This is a genomic window from Leucobacter sp. VD1 (genome assembly GCF_037150695.1).
Lineage (GTDB): Bacteria > Actinomycetota > Actinomycetes > Actinomycetales > Microbacteriaceae > Leucobacter.
In genome coordinates this window covers 360,726-381,493 of sequence record NZ_JBBCPO010000003.1, presented here as the reverse complement: position 1 = coordinate 381,493, position 20,768 = coordinate 360,726, and the positions used below count along the sequence as shown (strand labels likewise).

The window sequence follows — 20,768 nt, the reverse complement described above, 5'->3', positions numbered from 1 at the left end:
TAGTATCACTTACCCTCTCGCATCGCCTTCGAAGCCTGCTCAAGGCTCAGGCTAGGGCAAAACACTCTCGGTATTCCACTTCACGTCTGCGCGAATCGGCTACGCTGAGCATCAGCAGAACTGATGCTTCTCACGAGCGGAGGCCCTCATGCTCAATCCGATCCACCTGCGCACGCTGCTCGAGGTCGTGCGCCTGGGCTCCTTCGCGGGAGCCGCCAACCGCCTCGGCTACACGCCGTCTGCGGTCTCGCAGCAAATGGCCGCACTGGAGCACGACTCCGGGATCCGCCTCTTCGAACGCACGGCGCGCAGCGCGCGCCCCACCCAGGCCGCCGAGGTCATGGCGCAGCACGCCATCACGGTTCTCGCCGACCTCGACACACTGCTCGAGGCCGCGGCCGGTGCCGGGCTCGATACTCGCGCAGAACTGCGCCTCAGCATCTACGCCAGCCTCGCGCACCGCCTCTTTCCAGAATTTCTGGCCGAGCAGCTCGGCGACGAGCCGCTGCTGGGGGTGCGTCTCACGGTGCGCGATCCCTCCCCCGCCATCCAAGCCCTCCGCAATGGCGAAGAGGTCGACGTGTCGCTCGTCTACCAGGTCGGTGACAGCGGGCTATCGTGGCCCGACTCCGTGCACCCCGAATACCTCGGCGAAGACCGCTACCGCGTCGTGGTTCCCGAAAGCTGGGATCTGCACGGGCACGGCCCCGTGAGCGCCGCCCAACTGGTGGGCCGACCGTGGACCCTGCACCACCCCGGTTCCAGCGATATCGCCGAGATCGAGAGCGCATTCTCGGCCCGCGAACTGCGCCCCAGAGTCGTCGCACGCTGTGATGACTTCACGGTCGCACTGAAACTCATCGGCAGTGGCTACGCCGCGTCATTCATGCCCGAGGTGGCGCTTGGTGAGCTTCCCTCCGGCGTGCGCGTACTCGACGTGCCCGAGCTCGCACTGTCGCGGCGCGTGTGGGCGCTCGTCTCGCGGCGCGCGCCGCAACAGCCCGCGCAGCGTCTCGTGCGCCGACTCCGTGAGGCGATCAGCCGAGACGCGGTGGCACCGGCGTGAGCCCGGCCCCTTCGAGCGCAACTCCCAGTGCGAGCACCTCGCTTTCGCTGTGCGCGGTGATCTGCAGATCGCCGATCGCGAGCGCGGCCAGATCAAGCGCCGAAGCCGGCACCGCGTAGAGCCCAAGCAGATCACGATAGTCCTCTTCGCGTTCACCGACGCGGGGCAGCGGCATCCCCAGCACCGGGCTCACCACGGCGGTGACTCCGAGCCGATCCCAATCATCGAGCAGCCGCTGGCGCAGGGCCGCAAGCCGATCGCGGCTTGCACGGTACCGTTCAACGGAGACCCCCTGCGTGCCCGCCAGCTTCGCGGCCACATTCGGATCGTATTCCTCGGCCAAACGCGGATAGCTCACCTGATGCTCGCGCGCGATCTCGGCGCGAAACGCCGGCCAGAACGCCTCTTCAATTTCAGCGAGCGGCAGGGTCACGGGCACGAGCTCCACACCGAGCTCGCCCAGCAGGCGCAGCGCGGCAGGGTCGGGATCACCGCAAACGCCCACCCGCTCGGCACCCGCAGCTTTTCCCTCCACCAGCCCGGGCGCCCGACCGCCCGGCGCGCCGTCGGCGAGCACCCGCCAGGCCTCGGCGACAAGCGAGACACTCGCCGCCATCGGCCCCACGGTGTCGAATGAAGGGCACAACGGCTGCACGCCGGCAAGGTTGAGCACCCCGTTGCGCGGACGCAGCCCCACGGTTCCCGTGCACGCAGCAGGAATGCGGATCGAGCCCGCCGTGTCGGTGCCGAGCGCCAACTCCGCAAGCCCGGCAGCGACCGCCGCTGCACTGCCGCCGGAGGAACCACCCGGCACGTGCTCGGGGTACCGCGGGTTGGGCACCCTGCCGTGCCAGGGGTTGTCGCTGCTCACCCCGTAGGCAAACTCGTGCAGGTTCACCTTGGCGACGGGCCTCGCGCCAGCGCTCGCAAGCGCCGCCACAGTGGGCGCGGTCGCCAGGGCCGCTTCGTGACCGCAGATGCGGGATCCGCCCGTCGTGGGCGCACCCTCGACGTCGATATTGTCTTTCACCGCGAGACGCAGCCCGCTCAGCACACCGTTACCGGTTTCAACACCCGACAGCTCGGTGATCACGATGCCCGCAGGCGCATCCGTTCCGCTCACCCGCACCACAGTAGCGGGTGGGCGGGGCGCAGGGCGATCATCACCCCGGCAGCGTCTCCTCTTCCGCGAGCGCATTCACGGCCCTGATGAGCTGGTGCAGCTCGCCGATCGCGCGCCGCTGCGGCACCAGCGTGATACGCGGCAGATCGATACGGTCTCTGTCGGCGAGCTCCTCCGGCGAGGGCTGCGCACACTCGATACGTCCCCGCGCGAGCAGCCAGGCAAAGCGATCGCTCAGCTCGGCGAGTTGCCGCTCGCTCGGCGCACGCCTCAACCGCAGCACCAAACGGTCGTACTGCACTGGCAGGGTGAGCGCCGGGGCGGCAGGTGCGCCCGGCTCGGGCTGCGCCCCAGGAGCGAGCTCGGCAGTCACCCCGCGATCCGGAACCCACCGCAGCGAATCGTAGTTGCTCCAGAACCCGGCAATCTCGGCCACTGCAGCATCGACCGAATCAGTGATCAGCACCCGATCAAGATCGCCGGGCGCCACCATCCCATAGTCGGCGAGCTGCTCACGCACAAAGGTTTCGAAGCCTCGCCAGAACGTGCCACCGGGCCGATCGAGCAGCACAATCGGAGTCGGCACCGCCTTCCCCGTCTGCTGCAGGGTGAGCAGTTCGAAGGTTTCGTCGAGCGTGCCGAAGCCGCCCGGCAGGCAAACGAACCCGCTCGACTCTTTCACAAGCATGAGCTTGCGCGTGAAGAAATACTTCATCGCCACACGATTGCCGTCCTGGTTCACCATGTCGTTCGGCTTCTCCTCGAACGGCAGCCTGATTGACACGCCCAGAGAATGCTCCGGGCCGGCACCCCGAACCGCGGCCTCCATGATACCGGGGCCAGCCCCCGTCACCAGCATCCAGCCACGCTCGGCAAGACCCTTGGCAACAGCTTCGGCCTGCTCCCAGAGCGGGTCACCGGCCCGAATGCGCGCCGAACCGAAGATCGTGACCTTCGGCGTACCCTCGTGCGCCGCGAAAATATCGAAGGCTCGGCGCATCTCGGTGAGCGCCGCCGCCGAAAGCTTCAAATTGGCGCGGCTCGCACCATCCTGTCCCAGCCCCAGACTCGTCTCGACGAGCTGCGAAACCAGCTTGCGCTGCCCGCGCACACCGGCCTCATCGAGCAGAGCGGCGATCCGCTCCCGCAGATCATCGCGGCCCGCGATCACTCCCCCGTCGTCCATGCTTCGAGTCTACGAGGCCAAGGGTGCGACACGCACGGCCGCGGTGAGAGCCCCTGCTCAGATCGTGACGACCTCGGGCTTGCCCGTTCCCGCCGTATGGCCCATCTCGTCAGCGATACGGTTCGCCTCTTCAATGAGCGTTGCGACGATCTCACTCTCGGGCACGGTCTTGATAACCTCGCCCTTCACGAAGATCTGGCCCTTGCCGTTGCCGCTCGCAACACCCAGATCAGCCTCGCGCGCCTCGCCTGGGCCGTTTACCACGCAGCCCATCACGGCAACGCGCAACGGCACGCTCATGCCCTCGAGCCCCTGCGTCACCTGCTCGGCCAGCGTGTACACGTCAACCTGTGCGCGACCACACGACGGGCACGAAACAATCTCAAGCTTGCGCTCGCGCAGATTGAGCGACTGCAGAATCTGCAGTCCCACCTTCACCTCTTCGACCGGGGGTGCCGAAAGCGAGACGCGGATCGTGTCGCCGATGCCCTCCGAAAGCAGGATGCCAAACGCCGTGGCGCTCTTGATCGTGCCCTGGAACGCGGGGCCGGCCTCGGTCACACCGAGGTGCAGCGGCCAATCGCCCCGCTCGGCGAGCTGACGATACGCCTTCACCATCACGATCGGGTCATTGTGCTTCACCGAGATCTTGAAGTCGTGGAAGTCGTGCTCTTCGAACAGCGACGCCTCCCAGACGGCGCTCTCAACAAGCGCCTCAGGCGTGGCCTTGCCGTACTTCTGCAGCAGGCGCGGATCGAGCGATCCCGCGTTCACACCGATGCGGATCGAGACACCGGCGGCCTTCGCGCGTCGCGCGATCTCACCCACCTGATCGTCGAACTTGCGGATGTTGCCCGGATTGACGCGCACCGCAGCGCAGCCGGCATCGATTGCGGCGAACACGTAGTTCGGCTGGAAGTGGATATCGGCGATCACCGGGATCTGGCTCTTCTTCGCGATGATCGGCAGCACCTCGGCATCGTCGCGCGAGGGGCACGCGACGCGCACGATGTCACAGCCCGAGGCCGTGAGCTCGGCGATCTGCTGCAGCGTCGCGTTGATGTCCGTGGTGGGGGTCGTGGTCATCGACTGCACCGACACAGGGGCGTCGCCGCCCACCATCACCGAACCGACTTTGATCTGGCGGGTCTTGCGCCGGGGGGCGAGGACCTCGGGGATCTTCGGCATTCCTAGATTCACTGCTGCCACGCACACGAGTCTAGCGCCGACCGCTGAACGCCGCCCGATGACGCCTCAGTAAGTCGGAGCGGCGGGCAGGCCGAAGTAGTCTTCGAGGTTCGCGATCCCGCGCGCCCGCATATCGCCGGCCACCTGCGCGCCGACGTAGCGGAAGTGCCACGGTTCGTAGATGAAACCGACCACAGGCTGCTGGCCGGCGTCATAGCGCAGAATGAACCCGAAGCGGTGAGCGTTCTCACGCAGCCAGCGACCCGCCGCGGTGTCACCGAAGCAGCTGTCGAGCGAGCACCCCGAGCCGTCGTCGAGGTCGGCGGCCAGCCCCGTCTGGTGCTCCGAGTGCCCCGGGCGCGCCGAATACGTCTCGACAGCAGCGAGCCCGTCGCGCGCCGTGTAACTCTCGAACAGCGACGACTGCAGGCCGTAGCCGCGATACCCGCTGGTGATGATGAAGGGCACGCCCGCCGCCGCAGCCTCGGCGTACATCGCTTCGAGCGCGGTGGCGGCCTCTGCTCGCAGCGGCTGGCCATTGGGGTTGGGGATGCCCGCCGGCATGCGCAGATCACCGGGCTCCCACGAGATCGGCTGCAGGGGCCGCTGCTTGTTCACCACTACGGCGATCGAAGCCGGATCGTCGATGTTCGCCGCGGCGGCCGGCCCGGCGGCGGCCTCGTGCTCGGCTCGCGCAGCGTCAAGGGCGGCGGTGAGCGCCGTCGCCGACGCGGCCGCCTCCGCCACAGGCGCCGCAGCGAGCGATTCGCCCGCCGCGGCAAGCGCCTGACGGGCCTCGGCCGATGCTCCCGTCAACCCCGCCGCCTGATCCGCCACAACAGTCACAAGTGCGCCACGCGCAGTATCCACAGCGGCCACAACCGCGCGGCGCTGCTCGGTGACAGCCGCAAGCGCAGCGTCATCGCTCTGCCCTGCCCCTTCGCGTGCGGCGATCGCGGCCTCGATCCGCTGGGTCGCGGTACGCAGCTTTGCAGCATCCTCGGGTTCCGCAACGGATGCCGGCCCCCGTGTGTCGCCCGCCCCGCCGTGCTGCGCCGCCGTCTGCTGAGCCGCTGTTGCTGCACCTTCGAGCGCAGTTCTCGCGTCGACCCCCACCAGAGCCTCGGGCAGCACCGCCGCCAATTCCCGAGCGGCCGCGATCTCACCGTCGAGCCCTTGCAGTTCAGACGACAGCGAACCTGGCGCAGCGTCACCACCGATGGCCTGCCACCGCGCCACAGCGGCACGGTAGGCGTCGCGGGCATTCCGCTCCTCAGCTGAGCTCACCGCGACACACACCAGGGCTCCCGCCAGAACCGCCGCAAGAGCGGCCGCACCCCAAACAATCACGCGGCGCCTGCGGGCAGCTTCGGCGGGCTGCGCGGGCGCCTGCGGTTCGGATACCCGCGGCTCAGGCGCCTGTTGCTCGGAGAAGTGCTCGTTCACGACGCCAAGTCTAGGCGGGCACCCCGCTCCGAGATCAGCCGAGGAGCGACACCGGTTTCACAATGTCGGCGTACACGAGCAGCAGTGACATCGCACCCAGCACCACCACCACGGCAAACGTCACGGGCACCATGCGGGCGGTGTCGACAGGGCCGGGATCGGGTTTGCGGCGGATCCTGGCGATGCCCCGCTTCGCCCCCTCGTAGAGGGCGCCCGCGATGTGCCCACCATCGAGCGGCATCAGCGGCACCAGATTGAAGACGAACAGCGCCACATTGAGCGAGCCGAGCAGCCCGATCACGCTCTGAGCGCGCGCCGCAACCGGTGCCTCGTCAAGACTCACGATCTCGCCGGCCAACCGGCCGACGCCCACAACGCTCATCGGGCCTGAGGGGTCGCGCTCCTCTGCACCGAACGCCGCGTTCCAGGTGTCGACCATGCGCTGCGGCAGGCGCAGAATCACACCGGCCACCTGCTCGACGTTCTGCCCCACGAACGCGGGCACTTCGGTGATCGGCTGGGGCACGGTCTCGGTCGCGGCGACCGCCCCGATCATGCCGACGGTCTCGGTGACGGGGTCGCCAGCAGCATCGGTGACGGGTTTGCCCGCCGCGTCGACCACCGCACGCGTGTTCGCCTCCGGGGTCATCGTGAGGGTCTGCTCAGAGCCGTCGCGCTCGATGAGCACGCGCAGCGACTGCCCCGGCGCAGCCGACACGATGCCGCGGAACTGCTCCCAGCTCGTGATCTTCTCTCCGTTCACGGCAAGGATGGTGTCACCCGGCAACATGCCCGCTGCCGCCGCGGGCGCGGCAGGGTCGCCTGCGGCGCAGGCGGTCTGGGTGCTGCCGGCCGGCTGCAGGCACTCGCTCACACTGCCGAGCGTGGTGCTGCTCTGCGGCACGCCGAAGCCCACGAGCACAATGGCGAAGAACACGAAGGCGAGCACCAAGTTCATGAGCGGGCCGCCGAGCATGATCACGATCTTCTTCCACACCGGCAGCCCGTAAAAGGTGCGGTGCTCCTCGCCAGCCTGGATCGTTTCGGCGCTCGCGATGCGAGCGTCATCGACCATGCCGGCGATGCCACCGCGCACCTCGCCCGCGCCCGGGTCGATGACGCTCTGCGGGGCGGCATGGGGCGCGGTCGCTTCAGGATCACCGATCCGCTCCACCTCGGCGACGACGTCACCGGCCGAGCGATGACCCAGCGCGGGCCGCTCTTCGACCACGGTGTTGAGGAAGCCCGTGGTCGACTCGCGCGGCGCCTCCCCCGGCTTCTGCGGCGGATACATGCCGATCATCGCAACGTAACCGCCGAGCGGGATCGCCTTGATGCCGTACTCGGTCTCGCCGCGCTTGCGCGACCACAGGGTCTTGCCGAAGCCGACCATGTACTGCGTCACCTTCACGCCGAACAGCTTCGCGGGCAGCAGATGCCCGAGTTCGTGCAGGCCGATCGAGACCGCGAGCCCGACGAGCACGATCAGGATCCCCAACACGTAGAGCAGCACCTCAATCACCCGCTCAGGCTACTGTGCTGCGCTGTGGAGATGCGGGGAGGGCTCGGAGGTCGAAATCGGGGTCACTCTGTGCCGTGACGCGGCGCGACACGCGACCACATTTGGCCTCGATTGGGTAGCGAAGCGCGGGCAGCGGATCAGCGGCGGCGGCGGATCAGCGCGCAGCGCGGGCGGCGATGAGCTGCTGGGCGCGCTCGCGAGCCCAGCGCTCGGCCTCGGCGAGGGCTTCGAGCGTGAGCGTGTCCGGGGCGCTGTGGGCTTCGAGCACATCGCGCACGGTGTCGACGATGTCGAGGAAGCCGATGCGGCCGTCATGGAACGCTTCGACAGCTTCTTCATTGGCGGCGTTGTAGACGGCGGGGTAGGTGAGCCGCGCGCGCCCCACCTCCTTCGCCAGATCGACGGCCGGGAATGCCTGCGAGTCGAGCGGTTCGAAGTCCCATGAGCTCGCGGTGGTCCAGTCGAGCGGCGGCACGGCGTGCGCCACCCGGTTCGGCCAGCTCAGGCCAAGCGCGATCGGCAGCCGCATATCCGGCGGCGAAGCCTGCGCAATAGTGGAGCCATCGATGAACTCCACCATCGAGTGCACAATCGACTGCGGGTGCACTACGACGTCGATATCGCTGTAGGAGACACCGAACAGCAGGTGGGCCTCGATCACTTCGAGCCCCTTGTTGACGAGCGTGGCCGAGTTCGTGGTCACCACGCGACCCATGTTCCAGGTGGGGTGGGCGAGGGCCTGTGCCGGGGTGACATCTCGCAGCGACTCCCGGCTGCGCCCACGGAAGGGGCCGCCCGACGCGGTCAGCACGAGGCGTCGCACCTCGTCTGCGCTGCCTGAGCGCAGTGCCTGCGCGATGGCGGAGTGCTCGGAGTCGACGGGCACGATCTGTCCGGGCTTCGCGAGGCCTGTGACGAGGTCTCCGCCCACGATCAGCGACTCCTTGTTGGCGAGCGCGAGGGTGCGACCGGCTTCGAGCGCCGCGATCGTCGGGCCGAGACCGATGGATCCCGTGATCCCGTTGAGCACCACATCGGCGGGTACCTCGCGGATCAGCTTCGCGGCGTCGACCGCACCGAGTGCGGTGTGCTCCACATTGAATTCGTCGGCCTGCTCGCGCACCCGATCCGCCTGGCTGCCGGCGACAAGCCCGACGACCTGAAACTTCGACGGATTCTTGCGCACCACGTCGAGCGCCTGCTCGCCGATAGAACCCGTTGACCCGAGAATGACGATGCGCCTCATACTGTCCATTCTGTCAGCCCGTCCCCTACCGCGCTGCGGGCACGACGAAGCCCGCCCCGCAGCTGTGTCGCGGGGCGGGCTTCGGCAGGTGCGTTACTTACTCTCGGCGTCGGCGTGCACCGTGCCGAGGATGTCGAGCACGAAGACCATCACATCGTCGGCCTCGAAGCCGCGCTGGGTGAGGCCGTCGGCACCGTAGCCGCCGTCTTCCGCGGGCACCACGGAGATGATCTGCGAGCCGACCTTCTGACCCACGAGCGCCTTGGAGAAGCCGCCGATCACGCCGTCGGTGGTGAAGTTGGCGGGCTCACCACGGGTCCAGCTCGAGTCGAACTCTTCGCCGGTGCGCCAGATCACACCGCGATAGTTGACGTAGACGCGGTCGCCCGGCTCGACCTTCTCGCCGTCGCCCTCGATGAGGGTCGCGATCTCGAGCTTGGTGGGCGCTTCGACGCCCTCGGGGATGGTGATGGTGGGTTCGCCATTGTCGGCGAGCTTCACCGTCGGGAAGCCTTCAGGAGCCTTCTGAGCCTTGCCCTCGGCCTTCTTCAGCAGCTTGTCGGCGTCGAGCGTGCCGGGTTCGCCTGCGGCACCGGCGGCGTCAGACCCCTCGGTGATCTTGCCGAACTTCATGACGACCACGATGGAGTCCTTCTCGGTGAGACCCTCGACACCGCTTTCCTCGGCCTTCTGCTCACCGAAGATGTCGGCGTAGGGTGCCACGAGGGCGACCTGCTCGCCGGAGGTTGCGCAACGAATGCCCTCGTACGCCCAAGGCATGAGCTGATCCTTGACGAACGGCACTTCGCTCTCAGGGAACTGCTGCAGGCTGGTGCCGTCTGCGCCGTTGAACATCGCCATCGACACCGCGATGCTCTGACCGCTCTTGATGACATCGCCCTTGCCCTGCTCGAGCACCGAGCGCTCCATCTCCTTCGCCTTCACCGGCGTCTTCGAGGTGATCTCGAGATCGGTGCCGACGGTGCCCTTCACCGCGATGCTCTTGCTGGCGTCACCGGCCGGCACGCAGGCCTCGCCCGAGGCGTCCTTACCGGTTCCTCCTCCCGTGCAGCCTGTCAAGAGCAGAGCCCCGGCAAGGGCCGCGGGCAGGAGAACGGAGGAGATTTTCACGGTAGCTGACTTCCTGACATGTGACGGATAACTGGCAACCGCTTCAGTATTCCCTATTCGTATCTCCGTCAGCTGGGAGCAGCAGCGGATCGCGCGTCGAGTGCCGCGGCGTAGAGTTCGCGCGCCGAGAGACCGGTGGCCTCCGCAACAGAGCGGGTGGCATCTTTCAGGCGCTCGCCTTCGGCGACGCGCTGTTGCACCTCAGCGAGGGCGGTGTCTGCCGACACTACAACCTCGGGCGCACCGCCCACAACCACCACGATCTCACCGCGCACGCCCTCCGCGGCCCAGTCGGCGAGTTCGGCGAGCGTCCCACGGCGCACCTCCTCGTGCAGCTTCGTGAGCTCACGGCAGACCGCAGCCGGGCGGTCGGCCCCGAACTCGGCCGCGAGGTCTGCGAGCGATGCCGCGAGACGGGTGGGGGCTTCGAAGAACACGAGTGTGCGGCGCTCGGCGGCGAGCGCCGCGAGGGCGCGAGACCGCTCCCCCGACTTGCGCGGCAAGAAGCCCTCGAAAGCGAAGCGGTCGGTGGGAAGGCCGGCGACGGCGAGCGCGGTGATGACCGCGCTGGGGCCGGGGATCGCACTCACCGCGACGCCGCGCTCGGCGGCGAGCTGCACGACGCGGAAGCCGGGGTCGGACACCGTGGGCATCCCGGCATCGCTCACGAGCACCACGTCTTCGGCTTCGGCGCGCTCGACGAGCGCCGCAGCCTTCTCGTGTTCATTGTGGTCGTGCAGGGCCAGCAGCTCGGGGCGGTTCTCGATGCCGAGCAGGCGCAGCAGCTGCGCGGTGTGGCGCGTATCCTCCGCGGCGATCACGGTGGCGGCTTCGAAGGTTTCGCGCAGGCGGAGCGAGGCGTCCCCCAGGTTTCCGATGGGGGTGGCCGCGAGCAGGATCATGCCTCCATCGTAGGCCCTGCCTCGCGTGCGCAGCCCCGGCGGCCCCGTGCAGAGAGAGGCCGCGCTCCGCCGTGCCCGGGGAACTCTCCGGGCAGCACTGCCAGAATGTCGGCATGAGCGAAATCACCCCCGATCCGCAGACTCCCGCCGATCCGCAGCGCGCCACGCCACCCGCCAATCCCTTCGCCGCGACGCACACCGCAGCCGCGGAGCGAGGGACAAAGCGCGCCATGATCTGGATTGCCGCAGCGCTCGTCGCCCTGCTCTTCACGGGCCTCATGGTCTGGTACACCACGGTGCAGCTGCGCGGCGGCTCAGACACGACCGGTGCCGCGTCAACGGCGGAAGCCCCGGGCGGTTCGGATGAGGCGACGGCTGTGGAGTGGCCGGCGAACCTTGCGACGGGCGGCATTGTGTTCGTCGAGCGAGACGGCGCGGTAGACCTGCTCCCCTCCGACGCTCCCAGCGGCAACGCTGTGCCGGCCCCCGTCGACGCCGCCGGCATCGGCGCGCAGCACCACATCCGCGTCTACCTCGACTACCGTTGCCCCTTCTGTTCGCTGTTCGAAGAAGCCAACGCCGACACGCTCGAAGAGGCAGTGCTGCAGGGAGGCTCCGCCGTGGAGATCCACCCGCTCACCTTCCTCGACAGGGTTTCCGCGGGCAGCGCATACTCCTCGCGCGCGGCCGGTGCCATCGAATGTGTCGCCGACGCCCAGCCCGAAGCAACGTGGGAGGCGCACCAGGCGCTGCTCGCCCAGAGCTTCCAGCCCAAGGAAGGAATTGCCGGCCACGACAACGCCGCGCTCATCGCCGAGCTCGACCGCGCGACGGGCGGGCTGAACAACGACGCCCGCTCGTGCATCGAGCAGGAGCGCTTCGTACCCTTCGCGCAGGCCCTCAACGACTGGTCGTTCGCCAACCCGGTGCCGGGTGCGAAGGAAGCCGGGCTGAAGGTCACGGGCACCCCGTTCGTGCTGGTCGACGGCGTGCCTTACCCGGGTGATCCCGAAGACCCTGAGGCATTTCGGGCGTTCCTGACGCAGCAGGGCGTCTCCCTCGGCTGAATTTCCTCCGCGGCGCGGGCCGGGGTATGCCCTGGCCCGCACCGCGGCTCGCGCTGCTAGACTCGGTCGGCTATGCATGAGACCGAGCGGCGCAGCGCCGAGCAGCCCTCCCACTCCCTGATTTCGCGTACCGGGGTCGCCTATTATCCGATCGCTCTCGTAGCGCGGCTGCCGTTCGCGATGATGGTGATCGGCGTGCTCACCCTGGTGGTCTCGGCGCGGGGTTCCGTCGAACTTGGCGGCCTCAACTCGGCAATGGTGGGGCTCGGCATCGCCTGCGTCGGCCCGCTCATCGGCGCAGCCGCCGACCGCTTCGGTCAGCGGCCCACCCTGCTCATCGCGGGGGCCGTCAACAGTGCGCTGCTGGGCGCGCTCGCCTGGGTCGCGTTCAGCCCCGCTCCCACCTGGGTGCTGTTCCTCACCTCCTTCGCGGTAGGCGCCACAGTGCCTCAGATCTCACCGATGTCGCGCTCGCGCCTCGTCACGATCATTGCGAGCGAACTGCCCAGGCAGCGGCGGCCGCGCCTGCTCTCCACAGTGCTCGCGTACGAGTCGGCCGCCGACGAAGTAATCTTCGTGTTCGGTCCGGTCGCGGTGGGCGCCCTCGCGACCACGCTCGGAGCGTGGGCCCCTATCGCGGGAGCCGCGATCCTCACCCTCTGCTTCGTCACCGCGTTCGCGGTGCACCGCACCAGCGCACCCGCGAAGAGCGCCGAAGAGCGCGCCGCCACCCTCGCACCGGCTTCGCATCTGTGGCGGCCGGCGCTGCTCATCACCGTCTTCGGCATCTTCACAGTGGGGCTGTTCTTCGGTTCGATGCTCACCTCGCTCACCTCCTTCATGCAGGATCGCGGCGACGCCGAGAGTGCCGGTCTCGTCTACGGCGTGATGGGCATCGGGTCGGCGATCTTCGCGATCGGGGTGGCGCTGTTGCCCGCGCGTTTCACGCTGCGGGCCCGCTGGCTGGTGTTCGCGCTCATGATTCTCGCAGGCACGGCGCTGCTGCAGACCGCCGACGATCTGCCGCGCATGCTGCTGAGCCTCGCGATAATGGGGATCGGGATCGGCCCGATGCTCGTGACGCTCTACAGTTTCGGGGCGCGGCGCAGCCCCGAGGGGCGCTCGGCGACCGTGATGACGATGCTCGGTTCGGGTCTCATGGTGGGCCAGTCGCTCGCGGCGGCCGTCACCGGGGTGGTTTCGGCCGATCTGGGCACGCGCGCGGCGATGGTGCTGCCGCTCGTCTCGGCGGTGCTCGCGGTGGTTGCGGGGGTGGCCAACTGGGTGCTCACCCCGGCAGGCCGCGAACCGGGGATCAGCACGGGGCCGATCGAGCTCGACTAAAGCCGGCTGGGACGCCGCCTCAGCTCTCTGAGGGTTCGGGTTCGCGCCCGATGCGCGGCTTCGGCAGGTGCCAGCCGCGAGCCACCGAGGTGAGGCGCAGCACGATCGCCGCCGCACCGCCCACGAGCGATGCCAGGCCATCACCGCCCCCGAGCGCCATGATCGCAACGGCGAGCCCGGCACCTACGAGAGCAGACACCGCATAGAGCTCGCGTGTCAGCACCCCCGGCACCGTGTTGACGAGCACGTCGCGGATCACGCCGCCACCGATCGCGGTGATCGTGCCCACAAGGATCGCGGTGAGCGGGGTTTGGCCTGCGAGAAGCGCCGTCGCGGCACCGTTCGCAGAGAACAACCCCAGACCGAAGGCGTCGAACACCACTTCGAAGTGTCGGATCCGCGTGATGCCCGGGTGAATGAAGAAGACCGCGAGCGAGCCCACGAGCGCGACCGCCAGGTTCGGCCAGTGCAAGAAGGAGACGGGCGGGTGCACGCCGAGCAGCATGTCGCGCACGATGCCACCGCCGACACCCGTGAACGAGCCGACGACCACCACCCCGAGAATGTCGAGTCGGCGGCGCACACCCACGAGCGCTCCTGAGATCGCGAAGGCGAGAATGCCAGACAGCTGCAGGATCTCGTAGACGACAGTGCTCACCACGGGTCAGATTCTATCCGGGTGCGGGTTTCAGCGATCTCCCTCCGGAATAGGGGCCCGCTCGCAGGCGTTGTACCGAGAGGTTCCACGGGCACAAGCCCGGGTGGAAGAATGGAGACCATGTCTGCTCTCACCCCAGCGGAGGTTGCCGAACTGCGCGCGGCCTTCCCCTACTTCGCGCTGCAGGCCGGTCTCCCGACGCCTCCGGCCTATCTCGATGCTGCGGCGACCTCGCAGCGGCCCGCCGCGGTGCTCGACGCCGAACGGCGATTCCTCGAAACCGCCAACGCCGCCGTGCACCGCGGCACGAGCGGAGCCGTGGGGGCGGCCACAGAAGCCTTCGAGGGTGCCCGCGCCGCGGTCGCCCGCTTCGTGGGCGCGGCTGCGCCCGAGCAGATCGTGTGGGCCGAGAACGCCACCGATGCCCTGAACATCGTGGCCCTCGGCATCGGAGAGGCGAGTGCGAACCCGGCGCTCGGTGTGCCTGGCAGCGAACGCTTCGCGGTGGGGCCGGGTGATGAGATCCTCGTCACCGAGGCCGAGCACCACGCCAATCTCATCCCGTGGCAGCGGCTCGCAGCCCGAACCGGTGCGACCTTCCGCTACATTCCCGTGCGCGAAGACGGCACCTGGACCATCGACGACGCCAGAGCAGCGCTCACCGAACGCACCCGCGTGTTCGCCTTCGCCCACATTTCCAACGTCACCGGCTACGTCGCGCCCGTTGCCGAACTCGCCGCACTCGCGCGCAGCGTCGGCGCGCTCACCGTGCTCGATGCCTGCCAGTCGGTGCCGCACATTCCCGTCGACCTCGACGCCCTCGGTGTCGACTTCGCCGCGTTCTCAGGTCACAAGATGCTCGGCCCCAACGGTGTCGGCGTGCTCTACGGTCGCCCCGAGCTGCTGGCCGCGCTGCCGCCGTCACGCACCGGCGGATCCGCGATCACCCGCGTCACCATGGAGTCGGCCGAGTTCATGCCGCCGCCCATGCGCTTCGAGCCCGGAACCCAGCCCGTCTCGCAGGCTGTCGGCCTGGGCGCGGCCGTCGAGTTTCTCTCGGCCGTCGGCATGGAGCGTGCTGCCGCCCGCGAGCACGAGCTCGTGGAGCGGCTGGTCGCAGGCATCGAGGAGACCCCCGGTGTGCGCTTGCTCGGCCCCGCCGACCCCGCGCAGCGAGTGGCACTCGCAGCGGTGTCGGTCGAGGGCCTGCACGCCCACGATGTGGGCCAGTTTCTCGACGAGCAAGGGGTGCTGGTGCGGGTGGGCCACCACTGCGCACAGCCGCTGCATCGGGCCTTCGGCATTGCCTCGTCGACGCGTGCGAGCGTGCACCTCACCACCACCGAGGACGAGATCGATCGTTTTCTCGACGCGCTCCGCGGCGCTCAGCGGTACTTCGGAGTGGAGGTGTCGGCGTGAGCGCGCTCGACGGACTGTACCAGGAACTGATCCTCGATCACTCGAAGCGCCCGGTGGGCAAGGGAGCGCTTGAGGCGCCCGATGGCGCCCTGACCGCGTCGCATCACGAGTTCAACCCGAGCTGCGGCGATGAGATCGACCTCTCAATTGCCGTCGACGCCGAGAGCGGGCGCATCGAGCGGCTGGCGTGGGAGGGGCAGGGCTGTTCGATCTCGATGGCGTCTGCTTCGATCCTGTCTCAGCTGGTGCGCGATGAACAGCTCACCATCGAGGAGGCGCAGCTGCGGATCGCAGCGTTCCGCGAGATGATTCAGGCGCGCGGCGCTGGGGAACCCGACGAAGAGCTGCTGGGCGATGCCGTCGCCCTGCAGGGCGTCGCGAAGTTCGTGATGCGGGTGAAGTGCGCGATGCTCGGCTGGGTCGCACTCGAGGCGGATCTGCGCCAGGTCGAGGGGCAGCGCGCGTGAGCGCCGCAATCACCTTCGACAGCACGGTCGCCGAGATCGTCGCGGCGCTCGAAGCGCTGGAGGATCCGAAGGTGCGTGCGGTCAACGAGCGCCACGGCGACGATCACGGGGTCAACCTCACGCGGCTGCGGGAGATCGCGAAGCCGCTGAAGAAGAATCAGGATCTTGCACTGCAATTGTGGGCTACCGGCTACACGCCGGCCCGGCTCGTAGCCACTCTCATTGCCAAGCCTCGCGACTTCACCCAGGCCCAGCTCGATTCCATGCTGCGGGAAGCGGTCATCCCCAAGGTGCACGGCTGGCTCGTCAACTACATCGTGAAGAAGAGCCCCCACGCCGAGCAGCTGCGCCTGATCTGGCTCATGGACGACGACCCCGTGGTGGCGAGCGCCGGCTGGGAGCTCACTTCGGAGCGAGTGGCGAAGCAACCCGAGGGTGTTGACGCCGGGATGCTGCTCGATGTGATCGAGCTGGGCATGCAGGATGCGCCGGATCGCCTGCAGTGGTCGATGAACTGGTGCCTCACCCAGATCGGAGTCTGCAACCCGGAGTATCGCGACCGAGCTATCGCGATCGGCGAGCGCCTCGGAGTGCTCAAGGATTACCCGACGCCCCCGAACTGCACCTCGCCCTACGCGCCGATCGCCATCGCCGAGCTGGTTTCACGCCGCGAGGGCTGAGCGCGCGGGTGCCCGCGAAGCGCGCACTCACCGGGGCATGCCCGCTCACGATGCCGGCGCGCTGCCACACACACACACACACACACATCAGCCCTCACACCAGCCCTCACGCCCGCGCGACGAGGCCGTGCTCAGTCGCGGCAAGCCTGTCGGCGATCTCCCTGATGATGGCCTGCATTGCCGCGCCGGCGTGGGTGGGTGCCATGTCTGAGCGGCGGGCCACGCTGATCGTGCGGGTGAGACCATCGCCCGCGAGCGGTGTGACGCGCAGCTTGGATCGATCCGCTGCCACCATGGCCGGCACCACCGCAACACCGATGCCCCGCTCGGCGAAGCTCAGCGCCGCATCCATCTCGGCGCCCTCGACGGCGACAAGCGGCGCGATGCCAGCCCTGCGCAGAGCCGCATCCATCGCGACTCGCAGATCGTAGTTCTCGGGGAACATCACCTGGGGCACCTGAGCGAGCTCGGCAAGCCCGACGGCTGCTGCCCCGGCGAAAGGGTCTCGCTCCTCCGCGGCGGAGACTGCGACCAAACGCTCGCTCAGGATGGGCTCGCGTTCGAGCACCGCACGCGCCGCATCTGACGACACGCTCGTCACGATGAGGGCGAGGTCGAGCGACCCCTCCATGAGCGCTGCGATGAGGCTGCGCGATCCTCGTTCGAGGATCTCGATGTCGATGCCGGGGTACCGGCCACGAAACTCGGCGAGCACATCGGCCACGAGGCTCGTGCAGAGGGTGGGTGTGGCACCCAGCCTGATGCGCCCGCGCCGCAGACCCGCAAGCTCGGCCATTTCGCCGCGTGCGGTCTCGGCGTCGGTGAGCATGCGCCGCGCGAACGGTAGCAGGCGTTCCCCCGCCGCGGTGAGTGTCACATTGCCGCGGGCCCTGTGGAACAGCTCGACGCCGAGCTCGCCTTCGAGGCTCGCGATCTGTCGGCTGAGGGAGGGCTGCGCAAGGTGTAGGTGCTCAGCGGCTCTGGTGAAGTGACCGGTGCGGGCGACCTCGGCAAAGCCGCGCAGCTGTTCGAGATTCATGTCCATAGCCTATTCGCATCGTCATGATCCAATCTATTCATTGGAGTAATCGTCGCTGGGTGCCTAGCGTGGTCCGCATGAACACCATCGCAGCAACCACTGACATTCACGGATCCGCTCCCCACGAGCGGATCCTCTCGACCTCCGTGCTCGTCATCGGCACAGGCGGTGCCGGCCTGCGGGCCTCCATTGAACTCGCCGAACGCGGTGTGCAGGTGCTCGCCGTTGGCAAGCGCCGCGCCCACGACGCGCACACCACCCTCGCCGCCGGCGGCATCAACGCGGCCCTCGGCACCGTCGACCCCGAAGACAGCTGGCAGCAGCACGCAGCAGACACGCTGCGCGAGTCCTACTTCCTGGCCGATCCCGCCATTGTCGAGGTCGTCGCTCGCGGCGCCACCCAGGGCATCGAAGAACTCGAACGCTGGGGGATGCCCTTCGCCCGCGAGGCCGACGGCCGGATCAGCCAGCGCTTCTTCGGCGCACACAAGTACCGTCGCACCTGCTACGCCGGCGACTACACGGGCCTGGAGATCCAGCGCACCCTCATGCGCCGCGCCGCCGAACTGCGCGTGCCGATCATCGACACGATCTACATCACCCGCCTGCTGGTGAGCGACGGTCGCATCTTCGGCGCCTACGGCTTCGACATCGTCGACGGCACCCCCGTCGTGATCCACGCTGACGCCGTGATCCTCGCCGCAGGCGGCCACACCCGCATCTGGCGCAACACCTCCTCGCGTCGCGACGAGAACACGGGCGACTCGTTCCGACTCGCGGTGCTCGCGGGAGCCCGCATCCGCGACGCCGAACTCGTGCAGTTCCACCCCTCGGGCATTCTCGAACCCGCTGATGCCGCAGGCACCCTTGTCTCCGAGGCCGCGCGCGGTGAGGGCGGCATCCTGCGCAATGCGCTCGGCGAGCGGTTCATGGAGAAGTACGATCCCGAACGCATGGAGCTGTCTACCCGTGACAGGGTCGCGCTTGCGAGCTACACCGAGATCATCGAGGGCCGTGGCACCACGAATGGTGGCGTCTTCCTCGATGTCTCACATCTGCCTCGTGAGCAGATCCTCGCGAAGCTGCCGCGGGTCTATCGCACCCTGATCGATCTGCAGATGCTCGATATCACCGAGGCACCCATCGAGATCGCCCCGACAGCCCACTATTCAATGGGCGGCGTGTGGGTGCGTCCGGAGGATCACGGCACCGGAGTGGATGGGCTCTATGCCATCGGCGAGGCGTCGAGCGGGCTGCACGGCGCCAATCGACTGGGTGGCAACTCCCTCATCGAGTTGCTGGTGTACGGGCGGATCACCGGTTCCGATGCCGCGAACTATGTCTCTGGGCTGACCGAGATCAAGCGCGATCCGGCGGCTGTTGCCGAGGCACGCGCCGAGATGCAGGGGCTGCTCACGGGCGGCGGCACCGAAAGCCCACGTCGCCTGCAGCGGGCGCTGCGCGACCTCATGACGGAGCACGCCGGTGTGGTGCGCTCTGAGGCTGGCCTGCGCGCAGGCCTCGCGAAGCTCGACGCGCTTGAGGAACGAGTTTCGCAGCTCACCGCGCACCCGGATATCGCGGGTTTCGATGATCTCGCCCACGCCTTCGATCTCTACGGTTCGATGCTTGCCGCGCGCGCCACCCTGGAGTGCGCGCTTGAGCGCCGCGAGACGCGAGGGTGCCACAACCGCTCTGATTTCCCTGATCAGAATGATGAGCTGCGCGGCAATTTCGTGTGGTCGCCGTCTGCGGGTGTGGTGTTCGAACCGCTGCCGGAGGCCCCTGAGGCGTTCCGGGCGCTGGCATACGCCGACGCCGACGACTCTGTAGCTGGCAAGTTGGTCGAGTAGCTGGGTTCTTCGGTTTTTTCGGGCAGGGGCGGATCACCGCACTTCGCCCACAGGCGGCCGATTCGGGTGGAGATCACTCGAATCGGCCGTTGGCCTGTGGATAGGCCCCATGCGTGTGCTCGCCCAGCGCAGGATAGGACCATGACTCATGACACCGCTTCCGATACCTCGCTCCGCGTTCTGAAATGCCACGGCACCGCAGATTTCCTCGCGGCTCTGCCCCATCTCGTCGGCTACACCGCCGCCGACAGCATCTTCATCGTGTTCTTCTCCGGCTCTCGCACGAACCGGGCAATGCGCCTCGATCTCCCTCCTGACGAATCACCCCGACATGTCGCACCTCTGCTCGACTTCATCAGCGCAACCCTGCGCGGGCTCGGGGAAGGGGTCAGCTCCTCGCCGGCCGTGGCGATGACCTGCAGCCGAACCTTCGCCGAGGCCGACGGGCCACCGTGGCGGGCGCTTGCACGGCGCCTCGAGCGCCGCTTGCGACGCGAAGGCATCTTCCTGCGCGAGCTGTGCTGCCAAGCACCAGACGGCTGGATCAGTTTTCTCGATCCGAGTGCTCCCACGGGCGGGCACCCCCTCAGCGAAATTGCGGAGAGCCCGCTCGCGCTCGATGCGGAGCCGGGCGCCTCCGCCCCCAAAGACATCAACGAACTCGGCGCAATCCCCGAAGCCGACCCCGAGACTCGTGATGCGGTGCTCGCCGCACTCGCAGAAGTGCCCCCGTATGCAGCCGCGCATTTCCGGCGGCGCACCGCAGGCGGCACCCCTGTGCCCGGGCGCGCACCGGTGCCTGTGCGGCGGGAGTTCACCGCGGTGGAGGCCGAACAGCACACACATCCTGCTCCCCCGGAGGCCTACGCCTGGATGCGCGACACCGCAGAGGTGACCGCGGCACTGCTCGACCTGAACGAACCCCTTTCTCCCACGATGTCGGCGCGTCTGATCCGCTGCGCACAACTGCCCGACAGGTGGCTGTTGCTCGCTCTCGGGGTGCTCACCCGGCCGCTCTTCCCCGTCGAACTCGCCGAAGACATCGGGCCGGCCCAGTTCGTGGCGGTGCCGGTCGATCTCGACAGCGGGCCTTCGCCTTCCCGCACACCGGGCTGGTCGCTGCGCCGCCTGCTCGCAGATCTCTCGCTCGAGTTCACCGAGATGCAGCGTGTGCCGCCGCTGCGCACACGGCTCGTCGAGGCAGCGTCGGTGGCACCCGATGAGCTGCGGCCGGCATTGCTCGCCTTCAGCGCCTGGTTGTGGTGGCTGAGCGGATCCCAATCCGTCGCCGCAAGTCAACTCGACGCGGCGTTCGCCATCGATCCGCAGCATGAACTCGCGCGCATGGTTGAGCGGCTTACCGCAGCGCCGCCATCGATGCACGTGCTCCCACGGCCGTTGTCGAGGGCGGCGTGAGCGCCCTCGCGCCGC

Annotated in this window: 18 protein-coding genes; 8 read left to right on the top strand and 10 right to left on the bottom strand. The window is 68.3% G+C overall.

All coding sequences use genetic code 11. From position 1 onward, the window contains the following. Positions 1 to 148: 148 nt before the first annotated feature. Complete coding sequence (locus WFL22_RS10750; RefSeq protein ID WP_336992771.1) at positions 149 to 1,066, top strand: LysR family transcriptional regulator; 918 nt, start codon at positions 149 to 151, stop codon at positions 1,064 to 1,066. On the opposite strand, the gene WFL22_RS10745 is transcribed toward WFL22_RS10750, so the two are convergent. From WFL22_RS10745 to rsmI, 8 genes are all read right to left on the bottom strand, one after another. Further along, positions 1,038 to 2,189, bottom strand: a complete 1,152-nt coding sequence (locus tag WFL22_RS10745) for an amidase (protein WP_336992769.1) — start codon at positions 2,187 to 2,189, stop codon at positions 1,038 to 1,040. The genes WFL22_RS10750 and WFL22_RS10745 overlap by 29 nt on opposite strands. A gap of 40 nt (positions 2,190 to 2,229) precedes the next feature. Beyond that, positions 2,230 to 3,375 (bottom strand): TIGR00730 family Rossman fold protein, encoded by a 1,146-nt coding sequence (locus WFL22_RS10740; protein WP_336992767.1) that lies wholly within the window; start codon positions 3,373 to 3,375, stop codon positions 2,230 to 2,232. A 57-nt stretch (positions 3,376 to 3,432) separates the two neighbouring features. Further along, positions 3,433 to 4,563, bottom strand: coding sequence for a flavodoxin-dependent (E)-4-hydroxy-3-methylbut-2-enyl-diphosphate synthase (ispG, locus tag WFL22_RS10735; RefSeq protein ID WP_336652199.1), 1,131 nt, complete (start codon positions 4,561 to 4,563; stop codon positions 3,433 to 3,435). A 66-nt stretch (positions 4,564 to 4,629) separates the two neighbouring features. Then, on the bottom strand, positions 4,630 to 6,009 hold the full coding sequence (locus tag WFL22_RS10730) for a M15 family metallopeptidase (RefSeq protein WP_336992766.1): 1,380 nt from the start codon (positions 6,007 to 6,009) through the stop codon (positions 4,630 to 4,632). 34 nt (positions 6,010 to 6,043) lie between these two features. Beyond that, positions 6,044 to 7,531: a M50 family metallopeptidase gene (locus tag WFL22_RS10725; RefSeq protein WP_336992765.1), complete on the bottom strand. Its 1,488-nt coding sequence runs from the start codon at positions 7,529 to 7,531 to the stop codon at positions 6,044 to 6,046. Positions 7,532 to 7,685: 154 nt separating this feature from the next. Beyond that, the gene (gene dxr / locus WFL22_RS10720; protein ID WP_336651899.1) at positions 7,686 to 8,777 is read right to left on the bottom strand and encodes a 1-deoxy-D-xylulose-5-phosphate reductoisomerase; all 1,092 of its coding nucleotides are present in this window, start codon (positions 8,775 to 8,777) and stop codon (positions 7,686 to 7,688) included. Between the two features lie 93 nt (positions 8,778 to 8,870). Next, positions 8,871 to 9,857, bottom strand: coding sequence for an FKBP-type peptidyl-prolyl cis-trans isomerase (locus WFL22_RS10715; RefSeq protein ID WP_336651900.1), 987 nt, complete (start codon positions 9,855 to 9,857; stop codon positions 8,871 to 8,873). Between the two features lie 119 nt (positions 9,858 to 9,976). Continuing rightward, positions 9,977 to 10,810 (bottom strand): 16S rRNA (cytidine(1402)-2'-O)-methyltransferase, encoded by an 834-nt coding sequence (gene rsmI, locus WFL22_RS10710; RefSeq protein WP_336992764.1) that lies wholly within the window; start codon positions 10,808 to 10,810, stop codon positions 9,977 to 9,979. Positions 10,811 to 10,923: 113 nt separating this feature from the next. On the opposite strand from rsmI, the gene WFL22_RS10705 reads away from it, so the two are divergent. Both WFL22_RS10705 and WFL22_RS10700 read left to right on the top strand, forming a co-directional pair. Continuing rightward, the gene (locus WFL22_RS10705; RefSeq protein ID WP_336992763.1) at positions 10,924 to 11,877 is read left to right on the top strand and encodes a DsbA family protein; all 954 of its coding nucleotides are present in this window, start codon (positions 10,924 to 10,926) and stop codon (positions 11,875 to 11,877) included. A 72-nt stretch (positions 11,878 to 11,949) separates the two neighbouring features. Next, positions 11,950 to 13,221, top strand: a complete 1,272-nt coding sequence (locus tag WFL22_RS10700) for an MFS transporter (RefSeq protein WP_336992762.1) — start codon at positions 11,950 to 11,952, stop codon at positions 13,219 to 13,221. 19 nt (positions 13,222 to 13,240) lie between these two features. Here WFL22_RS10700 and WFL22_RS10695 read toward each other — a convergent pair whose 3' ends face one another. Beyond that, complete coding sequence (locus tag WFL22_RS10695; protein WP_336651904.1) at positions 13,241 to 13,882, bottom strand: trimeric intracellular cation channel family protein; 642 nt, start codon at positions 13,880 to 13,882, stop codon at positions 13,241 to 13,243. Between the two features lie 108 nt (positions 13,883 to 13,990). Here WFL22_RS10695 and WFL22_RS10690 point away from each other — a divergent pair, with 108 nt between their 5' ends. Genes WFL22_RS10690 through WFL22_RS10680 form a run of 3 tightly spaced genes read left to right on the top strand, consistent with a single transcriptional unit; the run spans position 13,991 to position 16,445 of the window. Further along, positions 13,991 to 15,298 carry an aminotransferase class V-fold PLP-dependent enzyme gene (locus WFL22_RS10690; RefSeq protein ID WP_442918484.1) on the top strand — a complete coding sequence of 436 codons (1,308 nt, stop codon included), beginning with the start codon at positions 13,991 to 13,993 and terminating at the stop codon, positions 15,296 to 15,298. Further along, positions 15,295 to 15,765: a Fe-S cluster assembly sulfur transfer protein SufU gene (sufU, locus tag WFL22_RS10685; protein ID WP_336651906.1), complete on the top strand. Its 471-nt coding sequence runs from the start codon at positions 15,295 to 15,297 to the stop codon at positions 15,763 to 15,765. Before WFL22_RS10690 ends, sufU begins: the two co-directional genes overlap by 4 nt. Next, positions 15,762 to 16,445 carry a DNA alkylation repair protein gene (locus tag WFL22_RS10680; RefSeq protein WP_336651907.1) on the top strand — a complete coding sequence of 228 codons (684 nt, stop codon included), beginning with the start codon at positions 15,762 to 15,764 and terminating at the stop codon, positions 16,443 to 16,445. The genes sufU and WFL22_RS10680 overlap by 4 nt, the downstream gene beginning before the upstream one ends. 106 nt (positions 16,446 to 16,551) lie before the next feature. On the opposite strand, the gene WFL22_RS10675 is transcribed toward WFL22_RS10680, so the two are convergent. Continuing rightward, positions 16,552 to 17,484, bottom strand: coding sequence for a LysR family transcriptional regulator (locus tag WFL22_RS10675; protein WP_336651908.1), 933 nt, complete (start codon positions 17,482 to 17,484; stop codon positions 16,552 to 16,554). Positions 17,485 to 17,561: 77 nt separating this feature from the next. Between WFL22_RS10675 and WFL22_RS10670 the strand changes: the two genes are divergently transcribed. Then, positions 17,562 to 19,337 carry an FAD-binding protein gene (locus WFL22_RS10670; RefSeq protein WP_336992760.1) on the top strand — a complete coding sequence of 592 codons (1,776 nt, stop codon included), beginning with the start codon at positions 17,562 to 17,564 and terminating at the stop codon, positions 19,335 to 19,337. A gap of 141 nt (positions 19,338 to 19,478) precedes the next feature. Beyond that, a complete protein-coding gene (locus tag WFL22_RS10665) occupies positions 19,479 to 20,753 on the top strand; it encodes a DUF4192 family protein (protein WP_336992759.1) in 1,275 nt (424 codons plus the stop codon). The last annotated feature ends 15 nt before the right edge of the window (positions 20,754 to 20,768 follow it).